The 12,206-nt window shown below is 71.5% G+C and carries 14 protein-coding genes; 4 read left to right on the forward strand and 10 right to left on the reverse strand.

Annotated elements, in window-relative coordinates:
- Positions 1-6: 6 nt before the first annotated feature.
- Genes BCL76_RS04210 through BCL76_RS04220 form a run of 3 tightly spaced genes read right to left on the reverse strand, consistent with a single transcriptional unit; the run spans position 7 to position 1,914 of the window.
- On the reverse strand, positions 7-783 hold the full coding sequence (locus BCL76_RS04210) for a DUF3710 domain-containing protein (RefSeq protein WP_109778133.1): 777 nt from the start codon (positions 781-783) through the stop codon (positions 7-9).
- 1 nt (position 784) lies between these two features.
- Positions 785-1,330, reverse strand: coding sequence for a dUTP diphosphatase (dut, locus tag BCL76_RS04215; RefSeq protein WP_030008773.1), 546 nt, complete (start codon positions 1,328-1,330; stop codon positions 785-787).
- The gene (locus tag BCL76_RS04220) at positions 1,330-1,914 is read right to left on the reverse strand and encodes a PaaI family thioesterase (RefSeq protein ID WP_030765862.1); all 585 of its coding nucleotides are present in this window, start codon (positions 1,912-1,914) and stop codon (positions 1,330-1,332) included. Before BCL76_RS04220 ends, dut begins: the two co-directional genes overlap by 1 nt.
- 58 nt (positions 1,915-1,972) lie before the next feature.
- On the opposite strand from BCL76_RS04220, the gene BCL76_RS04225 reads away from it, so the two are divergent.
- Entirely contained in the window at positions 1,973-2,437 is a 465-nt protein-coding gene (locus BCL76_RS04225) for a DUF3093 domain-containing protein (RefSeq protein ID WP_109778134.1), read from the forward strand.
- Positions 2,438-2,489: 52 nt separating this feature from the next.
- On the opposite strand, the gene BCL76_RS04230 is transcribed toward BCL76_RS04225, so the two are convergent.
- The 4 genes from BCL76_RS04230 to BCL76_RS04245 form a co-directional block, all read right to left on the reverse strand.
- Positions 2,490-3,422, reverse strand: a complete 933-nt coding sequence (locus tag BCL76_RS04230) for a hypothetical protein (RefSeq protein WP_109778135.1) — start codon at positions 3,420-3,422, stop codon at positions 2,490-2,492.
- Positions 3,423-3,434: 12 nt separating this feature from the next.
- Positions 3,435-3,731 carry a DUF4193 domain-containing protein gene (locus BCL76_RS04235; RefSeq protein ID WP_030008769.1) on the reverse strand — a complete coding sequence of 99 codons (297 nt, stop codon included), beginning with the start codon at positions 3,729-3,731 and terminating at the stop codon, positions 3,435-3,437.
- Positions 3,732-4,112: 381 nt separating this feature from the next.
- Positions 4,113-5,360 carry a sensor histidine kinase gene (locus BCL76_RS04240; RefSeq protein WP_109778340.1) on the reverse strand — a complete coding sequence of 416 codons (1,248 nt, stop codon included), beginning with the start codon at positions 5,358-5,360 and terminating at the stop codon, positions 4,113-4,115.
- 5 nt (positions 5,361-5,365) lie between these two features.
- Entirely contained in the window at positions 5,366-6,019 is a 654-nt protein-coding gene (locus BCL76_RS04245; RefSeq protein WP_030008767.1) for a response regulator transcription factor, read from the reverse strand.
- Between the two features lie 243 nt (positions 6,020-6,262).
- Between BCL76_RS04245 and BCL76_RS04250 the strand changes: the two genes are divergently transcribed.
- Complete coding sequence (locus BCL76_RS04250) at positions 6,263-6,442, forward strand: hypothetical protein (protein ID WP_030765877.1); 180 nt, start codon at positions 6,263-6,265, stop codon at positions 6,440-6,442.
- Between the two features lie 150 nt (positions 6,443-6,592).
- Here BCL76_RS04250 and BCL76_RS04255 read toward each other — a convergent pair whose 3' ends face one another.
- Together BCL76_RS04255 and BCL76_RS04260 are read right to left on the reverse strand one after the other, a co-directional pair.
- A complete protein-coding gene (locus BCL76_RS04255; protein WP_375137877.1) occupies positions 6,593-7,396 on the reverse strand; it encodes an inositol monophosphatase family protein in 804 nt (267 codons plus the stop codon).
- Positions 7,397-7,407: 11 nt separating this feature from the next.
- Positions 7,408-8,562, reverse strand: a complete 1,155-nt coding sequence (locus tag BCL76_RS04260; RefSeq protein WP_109778136.1) for a ferrochelatase — start codon at positions 8,560-8,562, stop codon at positions 7,408-7,410.
- 172 nt (positions 8,563-8,734) lie between these two features.
- Here BCL76_RS04260 and BCL76_RS04265 point away from each other — a divergent pair, with 172 nt between their 5' ends.
- Positions 8,735-9,994 carry an MFS transporter gene (locus tag BCL76_RS04265; RefSeq protein WP_109778137.1) on the forward strand — a complete coding sequence of 420 codons (1,260 nt, stop codon included), beginning with the start codon at positions 8,735-8,737 and terminating at the stop codon, positions 9,992-9,994.
- Positions 9,942-11,273, forward strand: coding sequence for a D-arabinono-1,4-lactone oxidase (locus tag BCL76_RS04270; protein ID WP_109778138.1), 1,332 nt, complete (start codon positions 9,942-9,944; stop codon positions 11,271-11,273). Before BCL76_RS04265 ends, BCL76_RS04270 begins: the two co-directional genes overlap by 53 nt.
- A gap of 13 nt (positions 11,274-11,286) precedes the next feature.
- On the opposite strand, the gene BCL76_RS04275 is transcribed toward BCL76_RS04270, so the two are convergent.
- The gene (locus tag BCL76_RS04275; RefSeq protein ID WP_181382422.1) at positions 11,287-12,099 is read right to left on the reverse strand and encodes a hypothetical protein; all 813 of its coding nucleotides are present in this window, start codon (positions 12,097-12,099) and stop codon (positions 11,287-11,289) included.
- Positions 12,100-12,206: the final 107 nt, after the last annotated feature.

Below are 12,206 nucleotides of genomic sequence, written 5' to 3' on the forward strand. Positions count from 1 at the left end.
CCGAGGTCAGCGGACCTCGGTGATCTCCGGGCCGCGGTCGAGCTGCCCCATGCCGCCGCCGAAGCGGGAGCCTTCCTGGTCGTCCGTCTGCACGCCGTCCGGCACCATCTGGGCGTCGTTCGGCAGCTTCAGGACGATCGGGTCGCGCGGAGCCATCGGGCCGTCACCGCGGACGACGACGGTGTCCCGGAAGATCTGCTCCAGCACACCCGCCGACTCGGGGCGCACCGCGCCCTGGCCGGAGATGACGCCCCGCAGGAACCAGCGCGGGCCGTCGACGCCGACGAAGCGGACCAGCTGGGCGCCGGTCTGCCCGTCCGGGAGCGGTACGGGCACCTGTGCGCGCAGCTCCCAGCCCAGCGAGCCCTGGGCCTCGTCGATGATGCCGCCCTGCTGGGTGATACCTGCGGCGATCTCCTCGCGGACCTCGCCCCAGATGCCCTCCTTCTTGGGCGCGGCGAAGGCCTGCAGCTGCACGGCGCTGTCGCCCAGGACCACGGTCGCGGCCACGATCGCGTCACCGGCGACCTCGACGCGCAGTTCCATGCCCTCGACGCCGGGTACGAGGATGCCGCCCAGGTCGACCCGGCCGTCGGCCGGGTTCCCGAGCACCTCGGAGACGTCCCAGGGGCCGTCGGGCCGCGGGGCCGGCGGCAGGTTCACCCGGCGCGGGGCAGCGCTCTCCTGCTCGCCCGCGTCGTCCTGCTCGGCGACGCCGTCCACGACCTGCTCGGTCGCGCCGCCGTCATGGGCGGAGTCGTTCTTCTTGCGACGTCCGAACACGTCACTGTCCTTCCCGGTCGGTAACGACCGAAGCGTAGCCATTCCCACCCTGCTGACCAGCCCCGGATCCGGCCACGGCCGCATGCCCGCCGGTGGAGCCGAAGCCCCCCTCGGCCCGGGCCGAGCCGGGAAGTTCCGCCACCTCGTGGAAGCGCACCTTCTCGACCCGCTGGACAACCAGCTGGGCAATGCGGTCGAAACGCTCGAACCGGACGCTCTCGCGAGGGTCGAGATTGACCACGATCACCTTGATCTCCCCACGGTACCCGGCATCCACCGTCCCCGGGGCATTCACGAGCGCGAGCCCGCAGCGTGCGGCCAGGCCGGACCGCGGGTGCACGAAGGCCGCGTACCCGTCGGGCAGGGCGATCGAGACTCCGGTGGGCAGTACGGCGCGCTCGCCGGGCTCCAGCTCGGCGGCCTCCGTGGTGACGAGGTCGCAGCCGGCGTCGCCGGGATGCCCGTACGCCGGAATCGGCACCTCCGGGTCGACGCGGCGGATCAGCACGTCGACCGGCCGGTGGGAGTCGTGGTTGCTCTGGGACATCAGGGGTTCACCTCAAAGGCGCGTGCGCGCCTGACCTGGTCCGGGTCGGCCATCGCCGCCTGGATCTCCTCGGGCCGTCCGTTGTCGATGAAGTGGTCGACCTTCACCTCGATGAAGAGGGCGTCGGCACGTACGGCGACCGGGCCCTGCGGTCCGCCTATCCGGCCGACGGCCGTGCAGTAGATCTTCCGCCCGGCGACCGCGGTGACCTCGGCCTCCAGGTACAGCACGGTGTCCACCGGCACGGGCCGCACGAAGTCGGTCTCCAGCCGCCCCGTCACGGCGATGACGCGCAGCAGCCAGTTCAGGGAACCCAGCGTCTCGTCGAGCGCGGTGGCGAGCACCCCGCCGTGGGCGAGACCGGGTGCGCCCTGGTGCGCGGGCTTGACGGTGAACTCGGCGGTGACGCTCACACCCTCGCCCGCCCGGGCCTCCAGGTGCAGTCCGTGGGGCTGGCCCCCGCCGCACCCGAAACAGTGCTCGTAGTGCGCGCCGAGGAGCTCGCCGGGGGCGGGCGCGTCAGGGTGCCTGACCGGCGCGGCGGCGTCGGCCGGGGGCGTCAACGCTGTGTTTCGTCCACTCACAGCCGCAGACCTTACCCGCGCGGCTACCCACCGGTCGCCTCGTGGGAGGCTTGGCCGTATGCAGCTCTCCACCGCGCACCACGACGAACGTCTGACCGCCCCCCGCTCCTGGTGGGGCATCGCCGTACTGGTCGGCCTCGCCTGCGCCTTGATGCTGCTGCCGCTGGGCACGATGCCGCTGTTGGTCGGGCTGGTCGGGGGCACGGCGCTGGCCGGGCTGGTGGTGAGCTCGTACGGGTCCGCGCGCGTGCGCGTGGTGGGCGGCGCGCTGGCGGCCGGGGACGCGCGGATCCCGGTGACGGCCCTGGGCGAGCCCGAGATCCTGGACGCCGAGGAGTCGCGTGCCTGGCGCACGTACAAGGCGGACACGCGCGCCTTCATGCTGATGCGCAGCTACGTGCCGACCGCGGTCCGCGTCGAGGTCACCGATCCGACCGACCCGACCCCTTACGTCTACGTCTCCACCCGCGAGCCGAAGGCCTTGGTGGCGGCGCTGCTCGCCGCTCGCGACCAGGCGGCCTGACCGGCCGGTGCGACCGGTGGCCCGGTCCGGGCGGATCGCCCCGCGCGGGGCCTCAGCCGTGCGCGGAGGGATCCGAGGCCTCCAGTGCGATCCTGGTGGCCTCGGGAAGGGGCTGTACGGGGCGCTCCAGGGGCGGCAGGGAGTTCAGGGTCTCCCAGTCCACGGCCCGCCTCCGCAGGTCACCACGGACCTTCTCGGCGAGCTTGCGGGTGTCCCGCCGGTTCATGACCGCGCCGACGGCGGCGCCCACCATGAACGGCATGAGGTTCGGCAGGCTGCGGAACATCCGCTTCATGATCTGCTGGCGCAGTTCGCGCTTCATCTGCCCGCCGAGCGCCGCGTTCAGCGTGGTCGGCTTGGTCAGGTCGACCCCGCGCTCCTCCGTCCAGGCGGTCAGGTAGGCGAGGCTGCGCTCCTTGACGCCGCCCTGGGGGCGTCGGCCGTAGACCTCGTGGAGTTCGGCGATGAGTTTGAGTTCGATGGCCGCGACCGCGGTGATCTCGGCGGCCAGTTCCGCCGGCATGGCGGGCGGTACGGGCAGCATGGCCGCGGCGCCGATTCCCGCGCCCACGGTCGAGGTGGCGGCGCAGGCGCCCGTGACGAGCTTTTCGGCGAGTTGCTCGGGGCCGAGGCCCGGGAACTGCGCGCGCAGCGTCGCGAGGTCCCGAACCGGAACGCGCGGTGCGTTCTCGATGATCCTGTCGGTGACGTACTGGACGGCGTCCTTGACGCTTTCGCCGCCCTTGCGCACACCTTTTCTGACGGCTTGCATCCGACGAGCCCCGGAGCCGTACCGGGACCCCTCGTCGGGATCGGTTTCCGACGGCACCGCCGAGGCGGTGTCGGAAGGTATGGCGATCGCCGCACTGGCGGAGCCGCCGGAAGCCCCAGGAGCCGTTTCCGGATCCATGGATGCCACCTGCGTCTCCGCCGGATCACCAGATTTCCGGAAGCGTCGCTTCCGAAAGGGTGTGGAGCCAGCCACGGCCGACGCCTATCAGTCGCAGTCGCGACAGATCGGCTGACCGTTCTTCTCACGTGCCAGCTGGCTGCGGTGGTGGACCAGGAAGCAGCTCATGCAGGTGAACTCATCGGCCTGCTTGGGCAGGACCCGGACGGCCAGCTCCTCGTTGGAGAGGTCCGCGCCGGGAAGCTCCATGCTTTCGACAGAGTCGAATTCGTCCATGTCCGCGGACGAGGTCGACTTCTCGTTGCGCCGAGCCTTCAGCTCTTCGATGCTGTCGTTGTCGACGTCATCGTCGGTCTTGCGCGGGGTGTCGTAGTCCGTTGCCATTGTTCGCTCTCCCCCTCTGGGTGTTAGCGGTGTCTCAGCGCACGTAACGCACGAGAGGCCGGACTTGTGCCCGACCTGAGGCGGAGATTTTGCCTCACATCAAGGTCTGTTACTCAATCGACACCCAGCCGCCCGCCCGAAGGACGATTGGCTGGGATGACGAGCGGGACCGTACACGGTCCGAGGGCCGTCATGCACAAACGCCACCCCGTGTATTTCCCGCCATCCGAGGGGCCGGAAACCCGGACTTCCCGGGCTTTCCGGCCGCGCCGGGGTCACTGAACGCACATGACCCGACACCGACCACTGTGATCGATCACACAGGGCCGGTTGTTTTCACAGGGCAAGCATTCAGCCAAAAGCGAACACGGGGCCGGGGTCTCACAAGGGAAGAGTGACACGCATCACGAGGCCACCGCCTTCCCGAGGCATCGCCTGGATCCTGCCGCCGTGTGCGCGCGCCACGGAGCGCGCGATCGACAGACCCAGTCCGACACCCTTGTCGCTGCCTGTGCGCTCCGTACGCAGCCGCCTGAAGGGCTCGAAGAGGTTGTCCACCTCGTACGCGGGAACAACGGGACCTGTGTTCGATACCAGGAGGACCGCCTGATCGTGCTGGGCCTCGGTCACGACCTCCACCCAACCGCTCTCCGGCACGTTGTACCGGACGGCGTTCTGCACCAGGTTGAGAGCGATCCGCTCCAGCAGCACCCCGTTGCCCTGCACGACGGCCGGCGCGCGCTCGCCGCGAATCTCCACGCCCTTCGCCTCGGCCTCGCCGCGCACCTGGTCGACGGCGCGCGAGGCGACCTCCGCCAGGTCCACCGGTTTGCGCTCGACGATCTGGTTCTCGCTGCGGGCCAGCAGCAGCAGGCCCTCGACCAGCTGCTCGCTGCGCTCGTTGGTGGCGAGCAGGGTCTTCCCGAGCTGCTGGAGCTCGATCGGCGCCCCCGGATCGGAGAGGTGCACCTCCAGCAGGGTCCGGTTGATCGCGAGCGGGGTCCGCAGCTCGTGCGAGGCGTTCGCGACGAACCGCTGCTGGGCCGTGAAGGCCCGTTCCAGTCGGTCGAGCATGTCGTCGAAGGTGTCGGCGAGCTCCTTGAGCTCGTCGTCCGGCCCGTCCAGCTCGATCCGCCGGGTCAGGTCGGAGCCCACGACCCGGCGGGCGGTGCGGGTGATCTTGCCGAGCGGCGAGAGCACGCGGCCGGCCATCGCGTAGCCGAAGGCGAAGGCGATGATGCTCAGGCCCAGGAGGGCCATCAGCGACCGGCTCAGCAGGTCGTCCAGGGCGTGTCGGCGCTGTTCCAGGACGCACTGGTTGATCGCCGCGGTGAACTGGTCGAAGGGCTGGTTGGTGCCGCTCACGCCGGAGCAGGTGGTGCTGGTGACCTCGATGTTCTGACCGCGGACGATCGTGAACGGGATCGCGTTGCCCTGCCGCAGGGCCTGCGCCGCGAGCAGGTAGATGATCGACAGCAGCAGGATCCCGGCGATCAGGAACATCCCGCCGTACAGCAGCGTGAGGCGTATCCGGATGGTCGGCCGCAGCCACGGGAAGGGACCCTCGGGCTGGCCGGGGTCCCATGTCGGTTTCGGTGGCGCGGCCGGTGGCGCCGGGGTGGTTGCCACGCGCATCAGATCCGGTATCCGGAGCCGGGCACGGTCACGATGACGGGCGGTTCGCCCAGTTTGCGGCGCAGGGTCATCACGGTCACCCGCACGACGTTGGTGAAGGGGTCCGTGTTCTCGTCCCAGGCCTTCTCCAGCAGCTGCTCGGCGGAGACGACGGTCCCCTCGCTGCGCATGAGCACCTCCAGCACCGCGAACTCCTTGGGCGCCAGCTGGACCTCCTTGCCCTCGCGGAACACCTCCCGGCGGTTCGGGTCCAGCTTGATGCCGGCCCGCTCCAGTACGGGCGGCAGCGCGACCGTGGTGCGTCGCCCGAGCGCCCGCACGCGGGCGGTCAGCTCGGTGAAGGCGAAGGGCTTGGGCAGGTAGTCGTCCGCGCCGAGCTCCAGGCCCTCCACCCGGTCGCTGACGTCGCCGGAGGCGGTCAGCATCAGCACGCGGGTGGGCATGCCGAGCTCGACGATCTTCCGGCACACGTCGTCACCGTGCACGAGCGGGAGGTCCCGGTCGAGCACGACCACGTCGTAGTCGTTCACGCCGACCCGCTCCAGGGCGGCGGCGCCGTCGTACACGACGTCCACGGCCATGGCCTCCCGGCGTAGTCCGGTGGCCACCGCATCGGCGAGCAGCTGCTCGTCCTCGACGACGAGTACGCGCACGTCGTTTCCTTCCTCCGAGCCCAGAAGGGCACACGTGTATTGCGTCGCCCATCCTGCACGTTTCGGCCGTAAACCGGCTGTAAGGCGGCTCGTGGAGGGGCTGCCGGGGCGGAAGTGAGGATTCCCTCGCCTTACGAGGTTTCTGGGCCCTGAGCGCAGGGGAGGACGAGATCACACCCCATCCACTCCCTGACGGCGGACAGCCACGCCGCCGCCGACCCACGAAGAGGGGGCGAACCCACCATGGACGCATTCACCGCGGGTCTCCTGCAGCGCATCAGGAACACGCAGTCGGACCTCAGGCACGCCCGCGAGACGGGCGACGACTTCCTCGCGGAAGTGGAACTGGCGGAGCTGGAGGATCTCCAGCGCCTGGCCGCCGAGCACGGCGTTCCCGTCACGGCCGCCGTACCCGCCTGCTGATCCCCCGATCGGCCGGCCCGCCCACCCGCACGACTCTGCACGAATCCTGCACGACTCTGCACGAACCGAGCTTCTGCACGACCTCTGCACGGCCTCTGCACGACGTGGACCCCGGACGCCCCAGTGGGCGGCCGGGGTCCACGTGTTTTTTCAGTCGTGCCAGGCTCCGTACTCCTCCAGCAGCGGCTGCAGGGAGGCGAACACGGCCGGCGTGGCGGCCAGGGTCAGTTCGCCCGAGGCCGGCTCACCGGGACGGCCCCCGGTCATGGCTCCGGCCTCCCGGGCGATCAGGTCGCCGGCTGCCAGGTCCCAGGGGTTCAGTCCCCGCTCGTAGTACCCGTCCAGCCGCCCGGCGGCCACGTCGCACAGGTCCAGCGCCGCCGACCCACCCCGCCGGATGTCCCGCGCCAGCGGGATGATCCGCGCCGCGACCTCGGCCTGGTGGACCCGCCGGGTCTGCACGTACGCGAAGCCGGTCCCGAGCAGCGCCTGGTCCAGCGGCGCCGCCGGCCGGCAGGCCAGGGGCGTCGTACCCAGCCACGCGCCGCCGCCGAGGACCGCGTGGTAGGTCTCCCCGCGCATCGGGGCCGCCACGACGCCCACCACGGTCTCGCCGCCGTACTCGGCCGCGATGGACACGCCCCAGCTCGGGAGCCCGTAGAGGTAGTTCACGGTGCCGTCGAGCGGGTCGACGACCCAGCGCACCCCGCTCGTCCCCGGGCTGTCCGCCCCCTCCTCGCCCAGCAGCCCGTCCTCGGGCCGCCGCTCGGCGAGGATGCCGGTGATCAGCTTCTCCGCCGCGATGTCCATCTCGGTCACCACGTCGATGGGGCTGCTCTTCGTCGCCGCCACGGCCAGGTCGGCCGGGCGGCCGTCGCGCAGCAGAGCTCCGGCCCGTCGGGCGGCCTCCAGACCCACGTCCAGCAGTTCGGCCTTCAGCTCGTCAGAGATCACGGTCCCACTTCCTACGCGTACGGACTGTCCACGCCCGCGGCCGCCGGCCGGGGGCCCCGCGCCGGGCAGCAGCCCACCGCGCACAGGTCATGACTCTGCCCCAGCGTGCCGACCCAGCACTGCGCCGCCGGCTCCCCGCGCTCCTTGGCGGCGCGCTCCAGCAGCAGCTCCCGCACCGCGCCGGCGAAGCGCGGGTCGGCTCCGACGGTCGCCGAGCGGCGCACGGGCAGACCCAGCTCGGCCGCCTTCGCGGTGGCCTCGGTGTCCAGGTCGTAGAGGACTTCCATGTGGTCGGAGACGAAGCCGATGGGCACCATGACGACGGCGGGCGCGCCGGCGGCGTGCTGCGCCTCCAGGTGGTCGCAGATGTCCGGCTCCAGCCACGGGATGTGCGGGGCGCCGCTGCGGGACTGGTAGACGAGCTCCCAGGAGTGCGCGACGCCGGTGCGTGCGGCGACCTCGTCCGCGATCACCCGGGCGACGTCGAGGTGCTGCTTGACGTACGCCCCGCCCTCGCCGTTCTCGGTGTGGTCCGCCACCGGGCCGGAGGTGTCCGCGGCGGCGGTCGGGATGGAGTGGGTGGTGAAGGCGAGGTGGGCGCCGGAGCGGACCTCCTCGGGCAGCTCGGCGAGCGAGGCCACCACCCCGTCGATCATGGGCTCCACGAAGCCCGGGTGGTTGAAGTAGTGCCGCAGCTTGTCGACGCGCGGCAGCTCCACGCCCTCCTCGGCGAGGGTGGCCAGCGCGTCGGCGAGGTTCTCCCGGTACTGCCGGCAGCCCGAGTACGAGGCGTACGCGCTGGTCGCGAGCACGGCGATGCGGCGGCGCCCGTCGGCGACCATCTCCCGCATGACATCGGTGAGGTACGGGGCCCAGTTCCGGTTGCCCCAGTAGACCGGCAGGTCCAGCCCGTGCCCCGCGAAGTCCTTGCGCAACGCGTCCAGCAGTTCGCGGTTCTGCCCGTTGATGGGGCTGACCCCGCCGAACCCGAAGTAGTGCTGTCCGACCTCCTTGAGCCGCTCGCGGGGGATACCGCGCCCGCGCGTGACGTTCTCCAGGAAGGGCACGACGTCGTCGGGTCCCTCGGGGCCGCCGAAGGACAGCAGCAGGAGGGCGTCGTAGGGGGCGGCGGGCCCGCCGGCGGGCGGGGGGAGCTGGTCTGACATGCCTCGAATCCTGCCACCCGGCCCGCTCCGGAGAGAACCGCCCTGTCCGCGAGGTGGACACCGACACAGGTAAGGTGAACCTAAGTTCCGGTTCGCGGAAACTCTCCCGTGCGGTGCCCGGTCGGCCGTCGTAACCTGTACGGGCCGATCACGTCCCTTACGGAGGGCCCCCTTGCCCAGTCCCTACCGCGCGATCTTCGGGGCCCCCGGCACCAAAGGCTTCAGCGCCGCCGGCCTGGTCGGCCGCCTGCCGATATCCATGGTCGGCGTCGGCATCCTGACGATGATCTCCGAGATCACCGGCCGCTACGCCATGGCGAGCGCCCTGACCGGCACCCTCGCCCTCGCCGCGGCCGTGATCGGCCCGCAGGTGTCCCGACTGGTGGACCAGCACGGGCAGCGGGCGGTGCTCCGCCCCGCCACCTTGATCTCCGTGGCCGCGGTGGCGCTGCTGCTGGTGGCCGCCGCGAACGGCTGGCCCGACTGGACCCTCTTCGTCTGTGCGGCCGTGGCGGGCTGCGTGCCCAGCGTCGGATCGATGGTCCGCGCCCGGTGGACGGTCATCTACCGCGACTCCCCGCGCGAACTGCACACCGCCTACTCCTTCGAGTCCGTCGTCGACGAGGTGTGCTTCATCTTCGGCCCGATCCTCGCCATCGGACTGTCCACCACCTGGTTCCCCGAGGCCGGTCCGCTGATCGCCGCCGTCTGCCTGCTGGTCGGCGTGTGGCTGCTCACCGCGCAGCGGTCCACCGAGCCCGCGCCGCACCCGCGCGCGCAGGACGGCGACCGCGCGTCGGCCCTGCGCTCCCCCGGCCTCCAGGTCCTGACGGCCACGTTCGTGGCGACCGGCGCGATCTTCGGTTCCATCGACGTGTCCACGCTGGCCTTCGCCGAGGAGCAGGGCCACAAGTCCGCCGCAAGCTTCATCCTGGCCATCTGGGCGGCCGGATCCTGCCTCGCGGGCATCGTCTTCGGCCTGCTCCACCTCAAGGGCCGGACGGAACTGCGGTGGGTACTGGGCGTATGTGCGATGGCCGTGAGTATGATCCCCCTCCTACTGGCCGGGAACCTTCCGTTTCTGGCCGTGGCGCTCTTCGTCTCGGGCCTCGCCATCGCTCCCACGATGATCACCACGATGGCCCTGATCGAGGCGCACGTGCCACACGCGAAGCTGACCGAGGGCATGACCTGGATCAGCACCGGCCTCGCGGTCGGAATCGCGCTCGGGTCCTCCGTGACCGGCTGGGTCGTCGACGCGGCCGGGGCGCGGACCGGGTACGTCGTCTCCATCTCGGCGGGGGTGGCCGCGGCGGCGGTTGCGTTCGCGGGATACCGCCGGCTGACGAGGCCGGCGCAAGGGGAGGTGCCAGCAATCGATGGGGACGGCGACAGCAAGGCAGAACAGCAGGGAACGGACCGCGTGGCATAACTGGGCGGGCAACGTCACCGCCACACCGGCCCGTACGGTGACACCGACCTCGGTCGGGGAGCTCCAGGAGACGGTCCGCCGGGCCGCCGAGGACGGGTTGCGGGTGAAGGCGGTCGGCACCGGCCACTCCTTCACCGCGGCCGCCGCCACCGACGGGGTGCTCGTACGGCCGCAGGCCCTGACCGGGATCCGGTCGATCGACCGGGCGGCGGGCACGGTCACGGTGGCGGCGGGCACGGTCATGAAGGACATGAACCAGGCCCTGGCCGCGGCGGGCCTGTCGCTCACCAACATGGGCGACATCATGGAGCAGACGGTCTCCGGCGCCACCAGCACCGGTACCCACGGCACCGGCCGCGACTCGGCGTCCATCGCCGCGCAGATCCGCGCCCTGGAGCTGGTCACGGCCGACGGCCGACTGCTGACCTGCTCCGAGAAGGAGAATCCCGAGGTCTTCGCCGCGGCCCGGCTCGGCATCGGCGCGCTCGGCATCGTCACCGCGATCACCTTCGCCGTGGAGCCGATGTTCTTCCTGACCGCCCGGGAGGAGCCGATGGGCTTCGACCGGGTGACGGCGGAGTTCGAGGAGCACTTCGCGGAGAACGAGCACTTCGAGTTCTACTGGTTCCCGCACACCGGCAACTGCAACACCAAGCGGAACAACCGCAGCCAGGGCCCCGCCGCCCCGCCCGGACCGGTGAGCGCCTGGATCGAGGACGAGTTGCTCTCCAACGGCCTCTTCCAGGCCGTCAACTCGCTGGGCCGCGCGGTCCCGGCCACCATCCCCTCCATCGCCCGCGTGGCCAGCCGCGCCCTGTCCGCGCGCACCTATACGGACATCCCGTACAAGGTGTTCACCAGTCCGCGCCGGGTGCGCTTCGTGGAGATGGAGTACGCCCTTCCGCGCGGTGAGGTGGTCGAGGCGCTGCGGGAGCTGCGGGCGATGGTCGACCGTTCGGGGCTGCGGATCAGCTTCCCCGTGGAGGTGCGCACGGCCCCGGCGGACGACATCACCCTGTCGACGGCCTCCGGGCGTGAAACGGCGTACATCGCGGTGCACATGTACAAGAGCACCCCGTACCACGCCTACTTCACGGCGGCCGAGGCCATCTTCACCGCGCACGGCGGGCGTCCGCACTGGGGCAAGGTGCACACGCGGGACGCCGGGTACTTCGCGCAGGCCTACCCGCGCTTCGGCGAGTTCGTCGCGCTGCGCGACCGCCTCGACCCCGACCGGGTCTTCGGCAACGACTATCTGCGGCGCGTCCTGGGGGACTGAAGCCGGTCCGGTGTCAGGGCGCGCTCTGCCGCGCCGCCGGAACCGACGCGTCCGGGCTGGGCGTCGGGGCCGGCGGCGTGGGGGGCGGGGATGAACTCGGAGCTTCCTTCGACGGGGAGGCGCCGGGCGTCGGGCTCGTGGAGGTGCCCGGGTCCGGCGAGCCGGAGGGGCTCGGTCCGGAGCTCGGACCCCGGCCGCCGGGCGAGAGCGAGGGCGAGGGGCTCGGGGAGGTTCCCGGCCCGGGTGTCCTCCCGCCCTTCTCCTCGTCGCCCTTCCCCTCGCCGCCCGGTTCCTGGCGGGGCGGGGTCGGCCGGTCCTGGCCCACCTTGCGGGTGCCGCCGGAGAAGAGCGTGCCGCCGCCGTCGCTGACGGAGGTGCCGGCCATCGCCTCGTAGGTGCCGAGTCCGCCGATGGCGATGGCGAAGGCCGCGCCGGAGGCGACCGCGGTGCGCCTCCACCCCCGGATCCGCGTGCCGTGCACGGTGGCCTCGCCGAACTCCTCGTCGGCGACCTCCGCGGCCGCGCTGTCCGCCGCCTTCGACTCCTCGCGGGGCGGGGGCGCCTGACGGACCCTGGACCGGGCGCCGCCGCGCAGCCGGTCGCCGGTGTGTCGGAAGAGGTGCTGGATGACCGGCCCGCCCGCGGTGGCGACGACACTGACCACACCGGCGCCGAGGATGGTCCCGTAGACGCCCATCTTGGAGGCGAGCAGGGCCGCCGCGACGGTGGCGAGGGAGGAACCGGCGACCTGGGCCGCGCTCAGGTCGAGCCTCTTCTTCTCCGGCTCGTCCTCGGCGTCCCGCGTCGCTTCCTGACCCATCGCCATACCCGGTGCGTCCTGCCTCTCGCGCTTCTCCTCTGTCAGGAGTTACCGACCGCTGAGCGAAGCAGATAGTTCCGTTTCTGGTGATTATGTGAAGCAAGACACCCGAA

Origin of the sequence: Streptomyces sp. CG 926, assembly GCF_003148825.1 — a bacterium.
In the GTDB taxonomy this organism is placed as follows: Bacteria; Actinomycetota; Actinomycetes; order Streptomycetales; family Streptomycetaceae; genus Streptomyces.